This is a genomic window from Corynebacterium sp. Marseille-P3884, assembly GCF_017942225.1.
Taxonomy (GTDB): domain Bacteria; phylum Actinomycetota; class Actinomycetes; order Mycobacteriales; family Mycobacteriaceae; genus Corynebacterium.
Genome location: NZ_JAGKSD010000013.1, coordinates 52,823 through 73,185, shown reverse-complemented (window position 1 = coordinate 73,185; position 20,363 = coordinate 52,823). Strand labels below are relative to the sequence as shown.

General features: G+C 64.7%; 14 protein-coding genes. 9 read left to right on the top strand and 5 right to left on the bottom strand.

The features are described 5' to 3' along the window. Positions 1-1,118, top strand: a 1,118-nt coding sequence (locus J5Y21_RS08805; RefSeq protein ID WP_210574571.1) for a hypothetical protein, incomplete at its 5' end; no start/stop codon positions are given. A 60-nt stretch (positions 1,119-1,178) separates the two neighbouring features. Here the strand turns inward: J5Y21_RS08805 and J5Y21_RS08800 are convergent. Further along, positions 1,179-2,261: a glycosyltransferase family 4 protein gene (locus tag J5Y21_RS08800; RefSeq protein ID WP_210574563.1), complete on the bottom strand. Its 1,083-nt coding sequence runs from the start codon at positions 2,259-2,261 to the stop codon at positions 1,179-1,181. Between the two features lie 40 nt (positions 2,262-2,301). Here J5Y21_RS08800 and J5Y21_RS08795 point away from each other — a divergent pair, with 40 nt between their 5' ends. Continuing rightward, positions 2,302-3,057, top strand: a complete 756-nt coding sequence (locus J5Y21_RS08795) for a methyltransferase domain-containing protein (protein ID WP_210574562.1) — start codon at positions 2,302-2,304, stop codon at positions 3,055-3,057. Here J5Y21_RS08795 and J5Y21_RS08790 read toward each other — a convergent pair. Continuing rightward, on the bottom strand, positions 3,054-4,868 hold the full coding sequence (locus J5Y21_RS08790; protein WP_210574560.1) for a phosphoenolpyruvate carboxykinase (GTP): 1,815 nt from the start codon (positions 4,866-4,868) through the stop codon (positions 3,054-3,056). The genes J5Y21_RS08795 and J5Y21_RS08790 overlap by 4 nt on opposite strands. A gap of 305 nt (positions 4,869-5,173) precedes the next feature. Here J5Y21_RS08790 and trmB point away from each other — a divergent pair, with 305 nt between their 5' ends. The 7 genes from trmB to J5Y21_RS08755 are packed head-to-tail and all read left to right on the top strand — an operon-like array spanning position 5,174 to position 13,202. Continuing rightward, positions 5,174-5,974, top strand: a complete 801-nt coding sequence (gene trmB / locus J5Y21_RS08785) for a tRNA (guanosine(46)-N7)-methyltransferase TrmB (protein ID WP_349236978.1) — start codon at positions 5,174-5,176, stop codon at positions 5,972-5,974. Beyond that, positions 5,971-6,642: an NYN domain-containing protein gene (locus J5Y21_RS08780; protein ID WP_210574556.1), complete on the top strand. Its 672-nt coding sequence runs from the start codon at positions 5,971-5,973 to the stop codon at positions 6,640-6,642. Before trmB ends, J5Y21_RS08780 begins: the two co-directional genes overlap by 4 nt. Before the next feature lie 29 nt (positions 6,643-6,671). Continuing rightward, positions 6,672-8,966, top strand: coding sequence for an MMPL family transporter (locus J5Y21_RS08775; RefSeq protein ID WP_210574554.1), 2,295 nt, complete (start codon positions 6,672-6,674; stop codon positions 8,964-8,966). Between the two features lie 11 nt (positions 8,967-8,977). After that, positions 8,978-9,997 carry a YbhN family protein gene (locus J5Y21_RS08770; protein WP_210574552.1) on the top strand — a complete coding sequence of 340 codons (1,020 nt, stop codon included), beginning with the start codon at positions 8,978-8,980 and terminating at the stop codon, positions 9,995-9,997. A 25-nt stretch (positions 9,998-10,022) separates the two neighbouring features. After that, positions 10,023-11,480, top strand: coding sequence for an FAD-binding oxidoreductase (locus J5Y21_RS08765; RefSeq protein WP_210574545.1), 1,458 nt, complete (start codon positions 10,023-10,025; stop codon positions 11,478-11,480). Positions 11,481-11,490: 10 nt separating this feature from the next. Continuing rightward, the gene (locus J5Y21_RS08760; protein WP_246875099.1) at positions 11,491-12,813 is read left to right on the top strand and encodes a cyclopropane-fatty-acyl-phospholipid synthase family protein; all 1,323 of its coding nucleotides are present in this window, start codon (positions 11,491-11,493) and stop codon (positions 12,811-12,813) included. Positions 12,814-12,839: 26 nt separating this feature from the next. Then, a complete protein-coding gene (locus tag J5Y21_RS08755; protein ID WP_210574543.1) occupies positions 12,840-13,202 on the top strand; it encodes a DUF3054 domain-containing protein in 363 nt (120 codons plus the stop codon). 18 nt (positions 13,203-13,220) lie between these two features. On the opposite strand, the gene J5Y21_RS08750 is transcribed toward J5Y21_RS08755, so the two are convergent. The 3 genes from J5Y21_RS08750 to pks13 form a co-directional block, all read right to left on the bottom strand. Next, entirely contained in the window at positions 13,221-13,670 is a 450-nt protein-coding gene (locus J5Y21_RS08750) for a hypothetical protein (protein WP_210574541.1), read from the bottom strand. Between the two features lie 283 nt (positions 13,671-13,953). Beyond that, positions 13,954-15,495: an acyl-CoA carboxylase subunit beta gene (locus tag J5Y21_RS08745; RefSeq protein ID WP_210574591.1), complete on the bottom strand. Its 1,542-nt coding sequence runs from the start codon at positions 15,493-15,495 to the stop codon at positions 13,954-13,956. 10 nt (positions 15,496-15,505) lie between these two features. Next, positions 15,506-20,305 (bottom strand): polyketide synthase Pks13, encoded by a 4,800-nt coding sequence (gene pks13 / locus J5Y21_RS08740; RefSeq protein ID WP_210574539.1) that lies wholly within the window; start codon positions 20,303-20,305, stop codon positions 15,506-15,508. Positions 20,306-20,363: the final 58 nt, after the last annotated feature.

Sequence of the window (20,363 nt, the reverse complement as noted above, 5' to 3'; positions counted from 1 at the left end):
CGTGGCTGCTGCCCGCCGTCGCGCTCTGCCGCGGCCCCGCACAGCTGCTCGCCATCTGCGGCGCCTCCCTCACGCCGACGGGCGGGTTGTTCGCCCTGTGCACAAGCTTATCGACGACCCGTCGCACCCCCATCCTCTTCTCCCTTTCCGCATGCCTGCCGTGGGTGGTGCCCGCGCTGCTTGGCGGCGCTGGTTCGGGGACCGCGTCCGCCGCCTCCGCTGCCGCTTTCGCCCCGCGCGCGGAGACCTTCACCGGCACCCTCGGTGCACTGGTCGGCATGGGCGGCATCTGGAACGCCGACGCCGTGCCTGCATCCCGCTCCGCCGGATTCGCTGTGGCTGGCATCGTGTTGTTCGTGGTGCTGTGCCTCGCGTGGCGGCACGTGCCGCGCCGTCTGCTAGCTCTCGCAGCCTGCGGTTTCGCTGTTCCGCTCATCTCGTGGCTGCTGCCCGGCGCGATGACGTGGCTCGTGGCGACCATCCCCGGCGCCGGCCTGCTTCGCGACGCCCAGAAATTCGTCGCCCTCGTCCTCCCCGCCTTCGTCGTCGCCGCCGCGCGCCTCGACCGCGTGGATCTGCGCTTGCCCGCCGTTGCTCTGCTGCTCGCCGTGGTCCAGGTCCCCGACGCCCCGCGCGCCGTCGCCGCTCTCGCACCCGTGCACATCGACGTCCCTGATGTCGACCACCGCGGTCGCGACGTGTTTTTCGACTCCCGCCCCCACCTGCTCACCCGCCCCTCCGACGGCGCCCCCATCGTCGACCCCGCCACCAAGGCGATGAATGTCGTCGAATCCGGCGAACTCATCGTCGACGGTGTCCGCGTGGACGAACCGTCCCCGCGCTGGCGTGCCGCGACCGATATCTTCGGCACGACGCCCCGCCCGGAGCTCCCCTCCGACACGGACTTTTCGGTGCAGCTTTATTATTCGGACCCGCAGGTCGCGCTCGTCGTGCACCCCGACGGCACGGTCGAGGACACCGGCTACCCCGCCCGCGGTCTGCCCCGCACCGGCATCGCGCTGCTGGTGTTGTGGTTTCTGTTGCCGCTTGTCGCGTTCGCGCCGTGCTTGCGTCGCCGATCACCGCCGATCACCGCAGATGTGAACCCTAAAACTTAGTTACCCCAGGTCGCGGTTTGAGAGTCATTTTTGCCGACCTGGGGAAACTAAGTTTTGGGGTTAACATCCTGGCTGGCCGACGACTCGGCGAAGCAGGGAGGCGAATTTCCGGCCGGTTTCCGGCCAGGAGTAGTGGGCGGCGCGGGAACGGGCGGCGTCGCCAAGCGATGCGCGGCGGGCAGTGTCCGCGACGAGGGTGCGGACGGCGGCGCGGAATTCGGCTTCGTCATCGACGAGGATGCCGGTCTCGCCGTCGACGATGGAATCGCGCAGGCCGCCAGCCTCGCGGTAGCCCACGGTGGGCACGCCGTGCTGGCCCGCCTCGATGACGGCGATGCCCCACCCTTCCTTCGCGGACGGCATGAGGTGCAGGTCGGATCGGGCGAGCAGGGCGTGCTTGAGGTCGTCGCCGACGTGGCCGTGGAAGATCACGCGGTCGCCGAGGTCCGCGGCGTACGTGCGGAGCTGGTCCTCCCACCAACCGGAACCGACGATGTCGAGTACGACGCTGGGCAGGTCGCGGACAGTGTCGATGGCCTGCTCGATGCGCTTGTGCGGCACGAGGCGCGACAGCACGACGAGGTGCGTTTTGCCGTCGGGCTGCAAAGCAGGAAGGTCGGCGGGAACGGGGTCGACGCCGTTTTCAATGATGGCGATGTCGTCGCGGTTCACGCCGAGCGCGACTAAGTCCGCACGCGACGCTTCCGACACAGTCACGTATTGCGCACCGCGGTACACCCAGGGCGCCAGTTTCGACTCGAGGAACCAGCCCAATCGCCCGATCACGGGACCAGCGACGGGCCATTGCTCCTTGTGGCAATGGTGGGTGAGCAGCACGACGGGTTTGCGCGTGAACAGCCGCGCGAAGAACGGAATGCCGTTTTGCGTATCGACGACCACGTCCGCCCCACTCCCCCACACCGCGAAAGGAGCTCGCAGATAGACCGTGTATTTGCCACCGAAGCGTTGGAAACGGATGCCGTCGCGAAGCGAGCGGTGTGGCGCGTCCGTGTGGCTTGCGCTGCGGTAGATCACCTCGTGCCCCTGACTGGCCAAGTACGCGCCGACGCGCTCTAGGTAGCGTTCGCTGCCACCGCCTTGGGGGTGGGTGGTGTCGCGCCAGCACAGCAAGAGGATCTTCATCCCGGCTGATCTTACGCGGGCAGGTGTTAGTGTCACTGGAATGGACATCCGGCTGGAACGCACGCGCAGCTTAGCCACGTTGAAGCGCGCGGTAGGTCTGTTGCGGTCGTTTCGCCTCGAGCAGACACGCCCGGACATCTTCTACCGCGAGCTCGCGAAAGACACGCATGCGCTTATCGACGCTCTAAGCCGCGATATCACCCGCACCAGCATCACCGACAAGCGGATCTTGGACGTCGGCGGCGGGCCAGGCTACTTCGCGGAGGCTTTTGGGGATAGCTGGTATGTGGGGCTGGAGCCGTCGATAAGCGAAATGTCGGCGGCTGGTTTGAGCGGCTACGGCGCGGTGCGCGGCGACGGTGCGGCGCTGCCATTCGCGGACGACGTATTCGACGTGACGTACTCGTCGAATGTGGTCGAGCATGTGCCGGATCCTGCGGCGATGTGCGACGAGATGGTGCGGGTGACAAAGCCCGGCGGGCTGGTCGTGGTGAGCTACACCGTGTGGCTCGGGCCGTTCGGTGGGCACGAGACCGGGCTGTGGCCGCACTATGTGGGCGGTGATTTCGCGCGGCGGCGCTACGAGCGCGTCCACGGGCGGCCGCCGAAGAATGTGTGGGGAAAATCGCTCTTTGCGGTCTCCGCGAAATGGGGGCTGGACTGGGCTGCGATGAGCGGGGCAGAAAAAATCACCGCGTTCCCCCGCTACCACCCGAGCTGGGCCTGGTGGCTCACCTCGGTGCCGGTGCTGCGGGAGTTCGCGGTGTCGAACCTGGTGCTGGTCCTTAAGGCTTAGATCATCGAGCGGGACTTCTCCAGCTCGTCGAAGATCTCCTTCGGAACGCGGTCGCCGAGGGTGCCCAGGTACTCCTTGCCTTCCTCGAAGTCCGCGGCGAATTCCTCCGGGTTGACGGCGAGTGCTTCGCGGACGTCCTCGACCGGGGTGTCCAGACCGGACAGGTCGAGGTCCTCGGCGCGGGCGACGTGGCCGGCGACGGTCTCATCAGCCTCGACGCGGCCCTCGATGCGGTCGACGATCCACTTCAGCACGCGGGAGTTCTCGCCGAAGCCCGGCCACAGGAAGCGGCCGTCGTCGCCGCGGCGGAACCAGTTGACCAGGAAGATCGACGGCATGCGGTCGCCGCCCTCGTTGCCGCGGTCGATCCAGTTCTGGAAGTAATCGCCGACGTTGTAGCCGATGAATGGCAGCATCGCCATCGGGTCGTGGCGCAGGGAGCCGACCTTGGCCTCCAGCGACGCTGCGGTCTGACCGGAGGAGAGGAGGGAGCCGATCATGGTGCCGTGGTTCCAGTCGCGGGCCTGGGTGACCAGCGGGATGGTGCTCGGGCGACGGCCACCGAAGAGGATCGCGTCGACCTTCACGCCGCGCCAGTCGTCGAATTCGTCGGCCGCGGACGGGCACTGGGTGATCGGCACGCAGTAACGGGAGTTCGGGTGAGCGGCCGGGGTGGTGGACTCCGGCGTCCAGTCGTTGCCCTGCCAGTCGATGAGGTGCTCCGGTGTCTCGCCGTCCATGCCCTCCCACCAGACATCGCCGTCATCGGTGAGAGCGACATTGGTGAACAGGGTGTTGCCCGGCTCCATCGAACGCATCGCGTTCGGGTTGGAGGCGTAGTTGGTGCCCGGGGCAACGCCGAAGAAGCCGTTTTCGGGGTTGACGGCGTAGAGGCCATCGTCGGCAAGCTTGAGCCATGCGATGTCGTCGCCGACGACCTCGGCCTTCCACCCCGGGATGGTCGGGGTGATCATGGCCAGGTTGGTCTTGCCGCAGGCAGACGGGAAGGCGCCGGTGACGTGGTAGGCCTTACCCTCTGGGTCGATGAGCTTGAGGATGAGCATGTGCTCAGCCATCCAGCCCTCTTCCTTCGCCATGACGGAAGCGATGCGCAGGGCGTAGCACTTCTTCGCCAGGATGGCGTTGCCGCCGTAGCCGGAACCGTAGGACCAGATCTCCTTGGTCTCCGGGAACTGGGAGATGTACTTGGTGTCATTGCACGGCCATGCCACATCCTCCTGGCCCTCCTCGAGCGGAGCACCGACGGAGTGGAGGCAGTGCACGAAGTCGCCGTCCTTGCCGATCTTGTCCAGAGCTTCCTGACCCATGCGGGTCATGATGCGCATGGACATGACCACGTAAGCGGAGTCAGTGAGCTGCACGCCCAGCTTCGGGTCCGGGTCGGAGATCGGGCCCATGCAGAACGGCACAACGTACATGGTGCGGCCCTTCATCGCACCGCGGAAGTGCTCGGTCATCTCGGCCTTGAGCTCGTCCGGAGCGACCCAGTTATTGGTGGGGCCGGCGCCGTCGGCGGTCTCCGATGCGATGAAGGTGCGGGACTCCACACGCGCCACGTCGGACGGGTGGGAGCGGGCGAGGAAGCTGTTCGGACGCTTTTCCTCGTTGAGCTTGATCAGCGTGCCCTTTTCCACGAGCTCGGCAGCGAGACGGTCCCATTCCTCCTGGGAACCGTCAGCGAAAACCACCTGATCTGGCTGAAACAGTTCGACTGCTTCGTTGATCCACTCGATCAACTGCTCATTCTCGGTGGGCGCTTGGCCCGAAAGCCCCTTCACTGCAGCGGTCATTCCTACTCCTCTATTCTTCGGCGGTTCCTTTATTCAGCGTATCGGAGTACCCCCGTTTCTCGCCCTAACTTGTTAACCGCCCATTTAAGCGCACTGAAACTACAAAAGAGCTACCCCCAAAAGAGTGTGGGTAGTCCCCCACTATTCATGCACGTTCCCGGGATTAAGCTGCCCTTACTCGCGCATGCCCGAGCACTGGCGGGGATTGTGTGAACAGGCCCCCGCGCAGGAATCCGGAAGTCCTTTTTCTTCCCCTATGCGGGGGGCATCACGCGTAACGAAGTGAGCTGGTGGACAATATGATCGTGAAAGAAAACGATCGCAGCCACGAAAGCAGAGAAAGCGGAGAGGGCAGGGACGCTCTCGGCGAGCTTCCGGCCGGCCGCCCGCCGCAAACCGAATTCGACACAGGCTTGGATTACCCGCGCCTGGGGTCGGTCACGTTCCGCCGCGGCACGTTGACGGACAATCAGCAGGCGCTTTTCGACGAAAATTGGCCCCGCCTCGGCACTGTCCTCGCACACTCAGACGACGAACAGTGGATTGACTACGACGAGTGGTTCGGTCGCACCGGCCACCCGACGATCGTGGAGATCGGCTCGGGCACGGGAACGTCGACGGCGGCGATGGCGCCGCTGGAGGCTGACACCAATATCATCGCCGTGGAGCTGTACAAACCGGGTCTGGCCAAGCTGCTGGGGTCGGTCGTGCGCGGCGGTATCGAGAACGTGCGCATGGTGCGCGGTGATGGCGTTGAAGTCCTAGCCCGCATGATCGCGCCGGAATCGCTCGACGCCGTGCGCATCTTCTTCCCGGACCCGTGGCCGAAGGCGCGGCACCACAAGCGACGCATCATCCAGTCGGGCACGCTCAACCTCATCGCCACCCGCCTCAAGCAGGGCGGTGTGCTGCACGTGGCCACCGACCACGCTGATTATGCAGAGTGGATCGATGAGCTGGTCGAGGTGGAACCGCTGCTGGAGTACAAGGGCTGGCCGTGGGACGAGGCACCGATTCTGACCGACCGACAAGTGATCACGAAATTCGAGGGCAAGGGCCTGGATAAAGAACACGTGATCCGCGAGTACCTGTGGGTGAAAAAATGACCGATCTGCACGTTGCCACGCACCCCTACACCGCCGGGGCTGAGGCTGGGCCCGACAATCTGCTGCTCGTGTGGGACGCACCGAATTTAGACATGGGACTCGGCGCGATCCTCGGTGGGCGCCCGACTGCGGCGTACCGCCCGCGTTTCGACGCGATCGGCCGTTGGCTGGCCATGCGCGCCGTCGAGCTCAGCTCCGAGACCGGCAACAAGGTCGAGCCGGAGGCGACCGTGTTCACCAATGTCACGCCAGGCAGCGCCGATGCGGTCCGCCCGTGGGTGGAGGCACTGCGGAATGTGGGTTTCGCGGTCTTCGCTAAGCCGAAGACGGACGAGGACTCGGATGTGGACGAGGATATGGTGGAGCACATCCGCCGTCGTCAAGCGGAAGGCGTTTTGTGCGGCATCGTCGTCGCGTCCGCGGACGGGCAGAATTTCCAGGAGCTCCTCTGCGAGCTTGCCGACGACGGTCTGCCCGTCACCGTTCTCGGATTCCACGAACACACCAGCTGGGCAGTGACCTCGCAGACCATTTCATTCGTAGACTTGGAGGACATTCCCGGGGTGTTCCGCGAGCCGCTGCCGCGCGTCAACCTGGACAAGCTGCCGGAGAAGGGCGCGTGGCTGCAGCCCTTCCGCCCGCTGTCTGCGCTGCTGAATAAGAGCTAGCCCGACAGCCGAGAAGACAAGGAGGGCCCGTGTTCTATAAGTGGGGCCAGTTTGCTTACCGCCACCGCCGGATCATTCCGGTGGTGGTCATCGCGATCATTCTGCTGATGCAGGTGTTGTGGGGCTCCAAATTGGGTGACCGGCTCTCCCAGGAAGGCTGGGAGGACCCGGGCGCCGCTTCCACCACTGCTGCCAAGGTGGAAGAAGAGGTCTTCGGACGCGACAATAACGGCGACGTGATCCTGCTGGTCAGTGGCAATATCAACGACCAGACCGTGATGGCCGAGGCGAACCGTCAGATCAGTGCTCTCAAGGAGCAGTACCCGGAGCAGATCGACCACATCACCAGCTACTTCGAAAAGCCGAATCCGCAGCTCCGCTCGGCTGACGGGACGAAGGCCTTCGCCGCGATCGGCCTCAAAGGCGACGGCGAGCAGACGCTGAAGGACTACCGCGCCATCGAGGACGCTCTTTATGACATCGAGCTCCCCGCAGGCGCGGAAGTCCAGGTCGCCGGTGCCACTGCGATCGCAGGCGCGCTGGATTCTGGCATGGCCGATGACATCGCACGTGCGGAGAAGATCGGCCTGATTTTCGTGGCTGTCATCCTGCTGTTCGTCTTCGGCAGCGTCGTCGCCGCTGCGATGCCGCTGGTGGTGGGCGTCCTGTCGATCCTCGGCTCGCTGTCCGTCCTGTCGCTTTTGGCACAGGTGCAGCAGGTCAACGTGTTCTCCCAATCCGTGATCACGCTGCTGGGTCTGGGCCTGGCCATCGACTACGGCCTGTTCATGGTCTCCCGTTTCCGCGAAGAGCTGGACCAGCGCGGGGATTCGCCGGAGGAGATCCGGGACGCAGTGGCAGAAACCACCACGACGGCCGGCAAGACGGTGTTCTTCTCCGCGCTCATGATCGGCGTGGCGCTGTCGGGTCTGCTGATGTTCCCGCAGGCGTTCCTCAAATCGGTGGCGTACGGCGCGATCAGCGCGGTGGTCCTCGCCGCGATCATTTCGGTGGCGGTGCTGCCGGCGCTGTTCAGCATGCTGGGGCGCAATATCGACAAGTTCTCGGTGCGCCGCACCAGCCGGAAGGCACGCCGCATCGAGGACACCGTCTGGTACAAGATCCCATCGTGGGCGATGCGCCATTCCAAGCCGGTCATCGTCGGTGTCGCCGGCGCGCTGTTGCTGCTCACGCTGCCCATCGTGGGCATCACCTTCGGCGGCATCAACGAGTCCTACCTCCCGCCGGCCAACCAGGTCCGCCAGGCGCAGGACGAGTTCAACGAGACATTCCCCGCCTACCGCACCGACCCGGTCAAGCTCGTGGTGGAAGGAGCCGACAACGACCAGTTCGTCGACATCGTCTGGCAGACCCGCGGCATCACCGGCCTGGCCTCCCCGATGGAGAAGACCAAGTCCACACCGGATGGAACATTCGTCCTGGCGGGAACGCTGGCGGACCGGAACGGTGGGGCAGACGTCGTCAAGCAATTGCGCGCGATTGAAGCGCCGGACGGTGTGAAACTCCATGTCGGCGGCACCCCGGCGATGGAGGTCGAGTCCATCGAAGCGTTGCTGGAGCGCCTCCCGTGGATGGCTGTGTACATGGTGCTGGCCACATTCTTGCTGATGGCGGTGCTGTTCGGCTCGATGATCCTGCCGGTGAAGGCCGTGATCATGAATATTCTCGGCATCGGTGCCACCCTCGGCTTCCTCACGCTCGTCTTCGTCGACGGGCTGGGCGCGGGCGTGCTCGGCTTCACCCCGGGCCCGCTCATGAGTCCGGTACTCGTGCTGATCATCGCGATTTTGTACGGCCTGTCCACGGATTACGAGGTCTTCTTGGTCTCCCGCATGGTGGAAGCGCGCAACAAGGGCGCAGACACGGACCAGGCGATCAAGTACGGCACGGCGCACACGGGCTCGATCATCACGGCCGCCGCGCTGATCATGATCGTCGTCGCCGCGGCATTCGCGCTGAGTGAGATCGTGATGATGAAGTACATCTCCTACGGCCTCATCATTTCGCTCGCGCTCGACGCGACGCTGATCCGCCTGCTCCTCGTCCCCGCGGTCATGCACGAGCTGCGCGAGGACAACTGGTGGGCGCCGCGCTGGATCAAGCGCACCGCGGAATCGTTCGGCGAGGGCGGCGATGCCACAAAGCAGGAGCTTATCGACGACTCCCCTCTCCACCCCCGCACCGGCGAGATCCCCGTCGCGGAAACCGTCCCGGCCAACCAGCACGCCCGCTCGGGTGTGAGCGTGGACCAGGACACGCAGCTCATCCCGTTCGATGAGCTGATGCGTCGGCTCAACAGTTAGGTGCCGCGGACATGACCGATGCCCGCACGTGGATCCGTTGGCTGGCACCAGTGGTGGTGCTGGTCATTATCGGCGTGGTCTTCCGCGACCAGCTGCCGTTTCTCGGTGAGGCGTTTCAGGCGCTGCGCCACTCCTCGCCTGCACCTGTCGCGGCGGCGGTGGTGTGCGCGGTGCTGTCCATCTTGGCGATGGCTGCAGTCATGCGCATCCTGCTGACCGCCGAGGGCGTGCGCGTGAACATGGGCAACACGACCGCCATCACTCTTGCCAGCAATGCCTGGTCCACGACCATTCCGGGCGGCCCAGCGATCTCCGCATGGCTGACATACCGGGTGCATCGCTCCTGGGGCGCGTCGGTGGGCCTGTGCGGCTGGTTCTTCGTGATTTCGGGCGCGCTGTCGACGGTATGGCTGGTGGTCATCGGCATCGCCGCGGTGATCTTTTTCGGCGCGCGCCTGTCCGTGTGGGCGCTCGCCGGTTCCCTCGCCGTTGCCGTCGCCGCGATCGCGGGTGTGTTCTGGGCGATCTACAACCCGGATGTGCTTCGTCGTTGGGTGCGCTATCTGCCGCGGCGCGTGCGCGTGAAGGTCGTCGATGTCGTCGACCAGCTCGCCGCCATCCGCATGTCGCCGGGCGCATTTGTCGCGGCCGCCGTGTTCTCGCTGTTGAACCGGCTGATCGACGTCACCACCTTCTACTTCTCCGTCACCGCCGTCACCGGCGCCCTGCCCGGCCTCGACGCCGGTTTGAACGAGACGACGGTCCATGGTGTAGCCCTCGCCTTCATCATGACCAAGCTCGCCGGCGCCGCCCAGGTCACCCCCGGCGGCATCGGCACCGTCGAGCCCGTCGCCACTGCGGCTTTGGTCGCTTCGGGCTTGACGCTTGTCGACGCCACCGCCGCCACCCTCATCTACCGCATCATCTCGTTCGCCCTCATCACCGCCATCGGTTGGATCATCTACCTGTTCGCCTACGCCGGAAAAGGGTTCATGCTTGGGCATCTGGAGGTTGGACACCTGCCGAACTGATTGAAGAGGTCTATAGTGGCCTTATATGAACGCTTGGGGTCGCAGTGTTGACTGGCAACGGGTCACTCCGGTGGCATGGCATGGCCATGAACAGGGTGTCGACACGCTTGTACGCTCCTTCGACGCTGTTCCGGACGGGCAACGCGTGAGGTTGGCGAAGAAGACGTCGAACTTGTTCCGTTCCCGCGAAGCCGCCGAGGCGGGCCTCGACGTGAGCGGCCTCGGCAGTGTCATCGAGGTGGACCCGGTGGCAAAGACTGCGGATGTGCAGGGGATGTGCACCTACGAGGACCTCGTCGACGCGACTCTGCCCTACGGCCTGGCGCCACTAGTGGTGCCGCAGTTGAAAACAATCACCCTCGGCGGCGCGGTGTCCGGCATGGGCGTGGAATCCACGAGTTTCCGCAACGGCCTGCCCCACGAATCCGTTTTGGAGATGGATGTGTTGGTGGGCACCGGCGAGATCATCACCTGCTCCCGCGAAGAAAATGTGGAGCTCTTCCGCGCATTCCCTAATTCCTACGGTTCCCTCGGCTATGTGGTCAGGCTGAAAATCGAGCTGGAGGACGTCGCTCCGTTCGTTGAGCTCGCGCACGTGCGCTACAACGACTTGACGCAATTCCAAGACGCGTTGGCCGCCGCGGCTGCCAACGGCACGTGGGAAGGCCGAGAGATTCACGGCCTCGACGCTGTCGCTTTCTCCACGGACGAGCAATACCTCGTGCTCGCCTTCCAGGCGGACAATGCGCCCGGAACCTCCGACTACACGCACGACGCAATCTTCTACCGCTCGATCCAACACCCGGCAGGCACGAAGCACGACTACCTGACTATCCGCGACTACATCTGGCGCTGGGACACCGATTGGTTTTGGTGCTCCCGCGCATTCGGCGCGCAGAACCCCCAGGTGCGCAAGATATGGCCGCGGCAGCTGCGCCGCAGTTCCTTCTATTGGAAGCTCGTGGGCTTGGACAAGAAATACGACCTCGAATACCGCTTCCTGAAAAAGCCGAAGAACCTGCCGCGCACCGAGCGTGTCGTGCAGGACATCGAGGTAACCGATACGCACCTTGCGGCATTCCTGGAGTGGTTCTTTGCCGCCAGCGATATCGAACCCGTGTGGCTCTGCCCAATCCGCCTGCGCCCCGGTGTGGAAGAGCTCTCGGGCGTGGGGCTGCCCGAATCCGCGCCGTGGCCGCTCTACCCGCTGGATCCGGGCACTACCTGGATCAACGTCGGCTTCTGGTCTGGTGTGCCAGCCGACCATGTCTCTGCGGCGCAGGAGCCGGGGGCCTTCAACAGACTCATCGAGCAGAAAGTCTCGGAGCTCGGCGGGCATAAGTCGCTGTACTCCGAGGCGTTCTACAGCCGCGAACAATTCGGGCAGCTATACGGCGGGGAACTGCCGGAGCAGATGAAGCAGAAATACGACCCGGACAGAAGATTCCCGGGCCTATACGACAAAACAGTGAATAACGCGTAGGAGATAAAACATGATCATCGGTGGCCGCAGCACACACTTCACCCCCATGACCGTCGCAGAGATTGTGGACACGCTCTTTCCCGCCGGCAACCCGTTCCGTTGGGAAGCGTTCGACGGGTCCACCACCGGCCCCAAGGATGCCGAGCACACAGTGCGTGTGACCAGCCCTGAAGGCTTGTCCTACATCGCTACCGCGCCGGGCGATTTGGGACTCGCCCGTGCGTGGGTCACCGACGGGCTCGTCGTGGAGGGCGAGCATCTGGCCCACCCGTACGGCATTTTCGACCACCTGCGGACGCTGTACGAGAAATTCTCCCGCCCGGACGCGGCCACCGGTCTACGGATCGCCCGCTCCCTGCGCTCCATGGGCGCCATTCAAATCCAGCCGATCCCAGAGGCGGAGCAGGCGTCATGGCTGGAGCGCCGCGTACGTCAGGGCCTATCCCGCCACTCCAAAGAGCGCGACGCAGACGTCATTTCCTCCCACTACGACGTAGGCAACGAGTTCTACGAGCTCTTCCTCGGCGAATCCATGGCCTACACCTGCGCCTACTACCCCAACCCGGGCGCGACGCTCGACGAAGCGCAGGAGAATAAATTCCGACTCGTCTTCGAGAAGATGAATCTGAAGCCCGGCGACCGCCACTTGGACATCGGCTGCGGCTGGGGCTCCATGGTCCGTTACGCAGCGCGGCGCGGCGTGAAGTCTCTCGGTGTCACCCTGTCTAAGGAGCAGGCCGAATGGGCGCAGGCCAAGATCGAGGAGGAGGGCCTCGCTGATCTCGCCGAAGTGCGCTTCCTCGACTACCGCGATGTCGAAGAGAGCAACTTCGACGCAATCTCCTCCATCGGCCTGCTCGAGCACATCGGCGTGAACAATTACCCGTCTTATTTCGAGTTCCTCTCCAAAAAGCTTCGCGACGGCGGCGTGATGGTCAACCACTGCATCACCTACCCCGACAACCACAAGACCCGCAGCGGTGAATTCATGGACCGGTACATCTTTCCCGACGGGGAGCTCACCGGGTCAGGCACCATCATCAAGAACATGCAGAACCACGGTTTCGAGGTCTTCCACGAGGAAAATATCCGCTTCGACTACATGCGCACGCTCCACGACTGGTGCGAGAACCTCAAGGCCAACTGGGACAAGGCTGTCGAGCTGGTCGGCCAGAACACCGCCAAACTCTGGGGCATGTACATGGCCGGTTCCGAGTGGGGTTTCGAGCACGATGTGGTCGAGCTGCACCAAGTCGTGGGCATCAAGCTTGACGAGAACGGCTCCCGCGCCGGTACCCCCGAGCGGCGCTGGTGGAACGACTCGGTCTTCTAAACCGCCGGTTCACTAGAATTCACTCTATGAAGATTTCCACGCCCGTCGCTATTGCCCTGGACACTCTCGCCATCGCCGTCTTCGCACTGCTGGCACGTATCGCGCACCAGACCGACGAAATGCCGCTGAATTTCACCGGTTGGCTGTCCACCCTGTGGCCGTTTTTGGTGGGCGTTGCTCTGGCCTGGGTGATCGTCACCCTCACGCGCAAAGGCGAAGGCAAGGCGGGCGGCGCGCTCGTCTGGCTGATCACCGTCGCTACCGGCTTGATCATCTGGGGCATAAGAAATCAGCAGCTGCCGCACTGGTCCTTCATTGTCGTGGCCAGCGTGATGTCGGCGCTGCTGATGTTGGGGTGGCGCGGGATCGCGCGCCTGATCAAGCGTTAAGGCTAGCGGCCGCCGGATTCAGCTTTGGGCGAGCAGCGAGCGTACTGCTTGATCGTCCGGCCCTTTAAAGAAATTCGGGCCGTGCTTCGCTAACAAGCCACGACAGTACTCGGCGGCGTCAGCGTCTCCGCGTGCGACTCGGATCCGAGCCTCCCAGTGGTCCATCGGCGCATCCCCCATCGGGTCTCCGGTTGAGACGACTGCGTACGCGTCCCGGCCCCGAGCCAACCAACGTTCGGCAAGCGCCCAGTCCTGGATCTCGACGGCGTAATCGCATGCGCCTTTGGCGATACTCTGCGGCCAGTAGTTCCATTCCAGACGCGGCTCAGGCAACATTTCCCAGGCCTCTTCCAACTGGGCGGCGAAGCCCTGAGGTAGCTCGTACTCAAGGTGTTTTTCGATCTGGTTGTCCAGATCGGCGGGCAGATCAGGCAGGCGGGACACGTTTCCTCCTCGGCTCGACACCACGGTGTTAGGTCGGATCCTTGAATTCATATCCGAGGATATACAGAAACACGGTCACGTCATGCACGCGACCGTGTCTGTATACCCTTGGACACTATTAGAACGGCAGACGGCCGCTGGAGATCGCGCGGAATGCCCACACGAGGTAGTTAATGAGCTCGGAACCGAGATCGAGTGCGCTGCTGAGCATGTTTCCTCCTGTCATTACCTATTGGAGATCGTTCAACTTTCTGTAGGACTTATCGTGACGATCCTCAGGCACGTTACACAATCGTTACGGACAGGATTACAGCGGGTGAATATTGTGCTTCTTCGGCAGGTCAGCGTCGTATTTGGTGGACAACTGGCGTAGTGCACGGCGCAGAGTACGGCGGGTCTCCGAAGGCTGAATCATGGCATCGAGGTAGCCGCGCTCCGTCGCCACGTACGGGGAGGTCATATTCTCCTCGTAGAAGTCCATGAACACCTTCTTCATGGCGTTGCGCTGCGCCTCGTCCTCGATGGCGGCGAGCTGCTTGCCCTGGATCATGACCGCGGCGGCGGCAGAGCCCATCACGGCGATTTGCGCGGTCGGCCACGCAAAGTTCAGGTCGCCGGAGAGGTTCTTCGAACCCATCACGGCGTACGCACCGCCGTAGGCCTTGCGGACGATGAGCGAGATCTTCGGCACGGTGGACTGCACCACCGAGAACGCGAGCTTCGCACCGCGGTGAATCAGGCCGACCTTCTCCTGGTCCACACCGGGCAGGTAGCCGGGGGTGTCCACGACGAAGATGAGGGGCAGGTTGTAGGCGTCACAGATCTGGATGAACCGGGCACCCTTATCGGCGGCATCGGCGTCAATGCAGCCGGCGAAGTGCATGGGGTTGTTGGCGACGAAGCCGACGGGGCGGCCGTCGATACGCCCAATGGCGCAGATGAGATTCGGGGCGTAATTCTCCTGGATCTCGAGGATTTCCTCGTCATCGCCGAGCTGGACCAAAAGGTCCATCATGTCGTATCCGGCATTGGTGTCGTCCGGCATGAACTCGTCGAGAGCGGAATCGTCCAGGTCCTCGTCGGCGGGCGCCCACGCCACCGGCGGCTCGTCGAACGCACTGGTGGGCAGGTGGCCAAGCAGGTCGCGAACGAAGTCGAACGCTTCCTCTTCGCTCGGCACCGTGACGGAGACGTTGCCGTTCTGCTCCTGCTGCATCGCACCGCCGAGCTCCGCAGAGGAGACATCCTCACCGGTGACCTCGCGGATGACGGCGGGACCGGTGACGTACATTTCGGCCTGGCCCTCGACCGCGACGATGAAGTCGGTGGTCACTGGGGCGTAGACGGCACCGCCGGCGGACTTGCCCAGCATGATGGAGATCTGCGGCGAACGTCCCGACAGGGGCAGCTGGCGGCGGGCGATCTCCGAGTACATCGCCAGCGAGGTCACCGCGTCCTGGATGCGGGCGCCGCCGGAATCCTGGATACCGATGACGGGGCAGCCGACCTTGATGGCCAGCTCCATCACGTCGACGACCTTGCGGCCGAAGGTCACGCCGACGGAACCGCCGTAGACGGTCTTGTCGTGGGCGTAGATGGCGACGGGGCGGCCGTCGATACGCCCGTAGCCCGTCACCACACCGTCGGAATAAACCGCGTCGTCATCGCCTGGCGTGCGGGCAAGGGCGCCGGTTTCGACGAACGACCCTTCGTCTAAAAGCGCATTGATGCGCTGCCGCGGCGTGGTCTGCCCGGCGTCGTCGCGGCGCTTGCGTGCGCGTTCGGAACCAGGATCCTGCGCGCGTTCGAGGCGGTCGCGTAGGTCGGCGAGTTTCTCTTCGGTCGTCATCGTCATTGTTCTAGTTCACCTCAGCGATCCACTCGGCGATGTGCTTGCCCACGATCCCCACCGCGGGCTCGTCCACAACCGCCAGATGGTCGCCCGGCAGCTGCACAATGGTCAGGTCCTCAACGATAGCGCCCCAGCCGCCGTCCGGGTCGATCTCGGCGTAGGCGGGCTCGAGCATGATCGCGCCGTCGTGCATGCGCTCGGCGCGGAAGAGCAGGACCGGCACGTTCACCTGAGCCCAGCGCTGCATGTCCACCTTGGCCAGGATCTGGTTGTCCACGAACGATGCGCGCTGGTGCTCCAGCACGCCCGCAGCCAAACCGTGCTCGGAAGCATCGGTGGTGGCGAGGAAGTCGGCGAGCATCTGCAGCATCGCATCCTCGCCCGCGGTCTCGAGCAGCTCGTACGGCACCTCGAAGTCGAGGCCGTAGGTGTCCTTCGCGAATGCGGCGTAGCGCTCCCAGCGCTTCTTCGTTTCCTCAGGAGTGTCCGGTGTCGGGTTCGCCGGCTGGGTGGTGTCCAGCAGCGCGATGAATTTCACCGGGATTTCAGCGTCGGTTCCCTTGCGGCTCTGCAGCTGGTGCGCGACCTCGTAGGCCAGCGCGCCGCCGAAGGACCACCCGGCGAGCACGATCGGCTGGCCGGCGGCAAGGCGCTCGATATCCGCGATATAAGCCGCAGCGCGGTCTTCCAAGGTGCCCTCAAGACGCTCGATGCCATAGACCGGCACGTTGTCGGGCAAGCGGCGGGTCAACGGCTGGTAGACCACGCTGGATCCGCCGGCGGGGTGGAAGACGAACACGGACGGTGTGGCCTCGTCAGTGCGCTCGCGCATGACGCGGATATTGCCCTCGACTGGGCTTTCCAGACCTTCGCGCACGGTGTTGGCCAGCGGCTCGAGGGTCTCGGCGGCCAGCACGTCGTCGGCGCTGACCTCGATGCCGGAGCGCTCTGTCAGGTGCGCGGCGATCTTCTCGGCCTGCTCGCGATCAATCTCCGGCAGTTGCGAGGTCACGCCAGCGGCTGCTTTGCCTGCGTGCTTAGCCCAGGCGCCGAAGACCATGCGCTCGGATGCGTCACGCGGTGCGACGCCGACACCGGTGCCCGCGGGCGCGCCTGCTTCCTTCGCCTGCTCCACTGCCTGGGCGGGATCGCGGTTCGGATCGTTCTCCGCCATCGGCTGCGGCGCATCGGACTGCCCGGCGACGGCTTCTTCGACCATCGCGATCACATCGGCCACGGAGGCGTCGCGCAGCGCTTGGACCTGCAGCGGCGGGATCTGGAAGTCATTTTCCACGCGGTTTTTGATGCGCATGCCCATCAGGGAGTCAAGGCCCAGGTCGATCAGGGGCAGCTCATCGGGAAGATCGTCGACGTCGTAGCCCATGGACTCGGAGACGATGGAGCGCAGGCGCTCCTCGACGGTCTCGGTCGCCGGGTCCCAGCGCACGACCTCCACGTCGTCCGTGGCACCGCGGATCAGCTGCTCACGGGCGGCCTTCACCTCCGGCGTGGGCTGCGGCGCATCGGTCACGCCGGGAAGCGTCGTCTGGCCCAGGTCCAACGTGGACGCGAAGCCCTCGGCGACGAGGATCGCACCGTTGTAGACGCTGATGGTCAGCCCACCGAGGCCGCGGCGGACCATGGTGGTCAGCTCGCCGGCGGCAGGCAGCGGCGCACGCTCCTCAGCGGCGACGACGCGGGCACCAGCATCCACCTCAGCGGCAGCGAGTTCCACGACCTGCATCGCGGAGAAGATCTGGTCGGCGGGTGCCGCGTAGACGATCGTGCCGTCCGGCAGCGTGACCTTCGGGCCGAGCGGGCCGGAGCCAGACGAGCTCGGGCGCGCCGAGGTCCACAGGTCATTGCGGTGCAGCGGCGTGTGCGGGACATCTGCGCGCGCACCATCGCCAGCCAGCGCCGCGAGATCGACGGGCATGCCGGCAACGTACAGCTTCGCGGCGAGGTCCAGCAGCGTAGCCACCTCGTTCTCCTTGCGCTTCAAGACGAACAGCAGCTGCGCATCGGGCTTGCCCACGGAAAACGCGGTATTCATCATGCCCATGATCGCCACCGGGTTCGGGGAGATCTCCACCAGCGTGGTGTGGCCAGCGGCGAGCGCAGCCTCCGTCGCGTCCTGGAAGAGCACCGGCTGGCGGGTCATGCAGATCCAGTAGTCGACGTCGTGAATCGTCTCACCCGCACGGTGCGTGCCGTCGACGGAACCGAAGTGCGGAATGCGCAGCGGTTTCGCCTCAATGTCAGCAATATCGCCGGCGAGCTCACCCAAAATCGGGTCGAGCATGCTCGTGTGGCCCGCGCCGCGCACATTCAGCTTGCGCGCGAACTTGCTCTCTTCCTCGAGCGCCGCGACCAGGTAGTCCACGGCCTTTCCGGGGCCGCCCACCGTGGTCATGCCCGGGCCCGCGTACACAGCAGGTTCGACGCCAGCAGCCTCAGGATGCTTATCGACGAAGGCCTCCAGCTCCTCCCGCGACAGCTCCACCACGGCCATCGCGCCTTCTTGGTCGGTGCCTTCGACGGTCTTCTCGCCCTCACCCATCAGTCGTGCGCGGGTGCAGGCGATGAGCATCGCATCCTCGGCGCTGATGCCGCCGGCGGCGTACGCGGCGGCGATCTCACCCATGGACATGCCCATCGTGGCAGCCGGGGTGATGCCGTAGCTGGCCAGCAGATCAGTCAGCGCGATCTGGATCGCGGTGACGGTGACCTGCCCAGTCTCAGTGTCGTAGGTCTGCTCGTCGTCGAGAATGATGTCCAGCATGGACCAACCGGATTCGAAGTCGACGACCTTGTCCAGCTCCTGCATCCGCGCGCGGAATGCCGGGGAGAGCTCCACCAGCGGCTTGACCATCTTGCGGTGCTGGGAGCCGAAACCGGAATACACGAACACAGGACCAGACGTCGACGGCGAATCCGCCGACGCGACCCCCTGCGTCACCTTTCCTTCAGCGACATAGCCCAGACGCTTGCGCGCCTCGTCGGCGGTGGATGCAGCGACGACCGCGCGGGAGCGGCCGTGATTGCGCGCGGCGAGCGTGCGTGCGACAGCCCGCAGGTCTGTCTTGTCGGTCAGCGACTCGGCAATGGTGCTGGCCAGTTCCCGGCGGCGCGAGGGAAGCAGACCGGAGACCGGCAGCAAGACCAAATCCGGATCAGCCGGGTCGATGAGTCCGGCGGCCGGTTCACGCTCGGGCACCTCGTAGTCGGAGGCCTTGAAATCGCTGACGACGACGTGCGCGTTGGTACCGCCGAAGCCGAAACCGGAGACACCGGCTACGCGTCGACCGGAGTACTCCGGCCACTCGCGCGGGTCTTCCACGACCTCGATCTTCGTCGCGTCGAAATCGATGAACTTATTGCCTTCGGTGAAATTCGCCGTCGGCGGGACGGTGCCGCGACTGAAAGCTTCGAGCACCTTGATCATGGCCACGACACCAGCGGCGGACTCGGAGTGACCGATATTGGACTTCGCCGAGCCGAGCAGCAGCGGGTCCGCATCCGCACGATTCACGCCGAGCACCTGCCCCAGGGCGGTCGCCTCGATCGGGTCGCCGAGCGCGGTGCCCGTGCCGTGGGCTTCGACCAAGTCCACCGTGGCGGGGTCGATGCCGGCGTCAGCGTACGCGCGGCGCAGCACGTCCACCTGCGCTTCCGGGTTCGGGGCAGTCAGGCCGTTGGAGTGGCCGTCGGAATTGGTGGCCGAGCCCTTGATCACCGCGAGCACCTCGTCGCCGTCGGCGATGGCGTCCTCGACGCGCTTGAGCACGATGAAGCCGGCTGCCTCCGCGCGGACGAAGCCGTCGGCGTCGTCGGAGAACGCGCTGATCTTACTGGACGGGCTGATCACGCCGAGCTCGGCGAATGCCGTGGAGATGAATGGGGAGGCGAGAATATTCACGCCGCCTGCCAGCGCCACATCGGCTTCGCCGCCGCGCAGTGCGCGCACCGCGTGGTGCACAGACACCAGCGAAGACGAGCACGCCGTATCCACATTCATCGACGGGCCGCGGAAATCGAAGGCGTACGAGATCCGGTTCGGAATCACCGCGCTCGACGTTCCGGTCAGCGCGTACGGGTGCGCAGATGCCGGGTCGGAAGTGATGAGCATGCCGTAGTCATTCGAGGACGAGCCGACGAAGACGCCGACGGACTCGCCGCGCAACTCATTCGCGGGAATGTGCGCGTCTTCGAGCGCCTCCCATGCCAGCTCCAGCATGATGCGCTGCTGCGGGTCCATATTCGCCGCCTCGAGCGGGGACAAGCCGAAGAATTCATTGTCGAAGCTGCGGATATCGTCCAGGTAGCCGCCCTGGACATTTTGCTCACGCATCTTCGCCGACATCACCGGATCCTGCGAGTACTCGCTCCAGCGGCCCTCCGGCAGCGGGCCGGTGACGGACTGGCCAGCAACGAGCATGTCCCAGAATTCATCGACATTCGCCGCCCCCGGGAAGCGCCCAGCACGACCGATAATGGCGATATCGCCAGAGCCCACACCTGCGCTGCGTCGGGCGGGGGAGGCAGAACCAAACGTCGATAAGCTCTGCGCGGAGCCTGCCGTCGGCGAAAGCAGACCGTGCGCGAGCGCTTCCACCGTCGGGTACTGGTACGCGACCGTCGGGTCGAGCTTGATGTCCAGCAGGCGCTCGAGCTCGCCGGAGAGCACGACGACATCGCGCGAAGAAAGTCCGAGGTTATCGAGCGGGACGGACGGATCGACCGTGTCAGCCCCCGTCGCATCCGCGATCCACGACTGCAACCAGGTGGTGAGCTCACTTTCGGTCATGCTTTAGCCCTACGTCCTTTTCTCGATCGATTGATTCCTACTGCCTATCTATCGGGCA

What these genes read in the sequence shown, in the direction of transcription:
- J5Y21_RS08800 (WP_210574563.1), bottom strand. Translation starts at nt 2,261, where the DNA reads ATGAAGATCCTCTTGCTGTGCTGGCGCGACACCACCCACCCCCAAGGC.
- J5Y21_RS08795 (WP_210574562.1), top strand. Translation starts at nt 2,302, where the DNA reads ATGGACATCCGGCTGGAACGCACGCGCAGCTTAGCCACGTTGAAGCGC.
- J5Y21_RS08790 (WP_210574560.1), bottom strand. Translation starts at nt 4,868, where the DNA reads ATGACCGCTGCAGTGAAGGGGCTTTCGGGCCAAGCGCCCACCGAGAAT.
- J5Y21_RS08780 (WP_210574556.1), top strand. Translation starts at nt 5,971, where the DNA reads ATGACCGATCTGCACGTTGCCACGCACCCCTACACCGCCGGGGCTGAG.
- J5Y21_RS08770 (WP_210574552.1), top strand. Translation starts at nt 8,978, where the DNA reads ATGACCGATGCCCGCACGTGGATCCGTTGGCTGGCACCAGTGGTGGTG.
- J5Y21_RS08765 (WP_210574545.1), top strand. Translation starts at nt 10,023, where the DNA reads ATGAACGCTTGGGGTCGCAGTGTTGACTGGCAACGGGTCACTCCGGTG.
- J5Y21_RS08760 (WP_246875099.1), top strand. Translation starts at nt 11,491, where the DNA reads ATGATCATCGGTGGCCGCAGCACACACTTCACCCCCATGACCGTCGCA.
- J5Y21_RS08755 (WP_210574543.1), top strand. Translation starts at nt 12,840, where the DNA reads ATGAAGATTTCCACGCCCGTCGCTATTGCCCTGGACACTCTCGCCATC.
- J5Y21_RS08745 (WP_210574591.1), bottom strand. Translation starts at nt 15,495, where the DNA reads ATGACGACCGAAGAGAAACTCGCCGACCTACGCGACCGCCTCGAACGC.
- pks13 (WP_210574539.1), bottom strand. Translation starts at nt 20,305, where the DNA reads ATGACCGAAAGTGAGCTCACCACCTGGTTGCAGTCGTGGATCGCGGAT.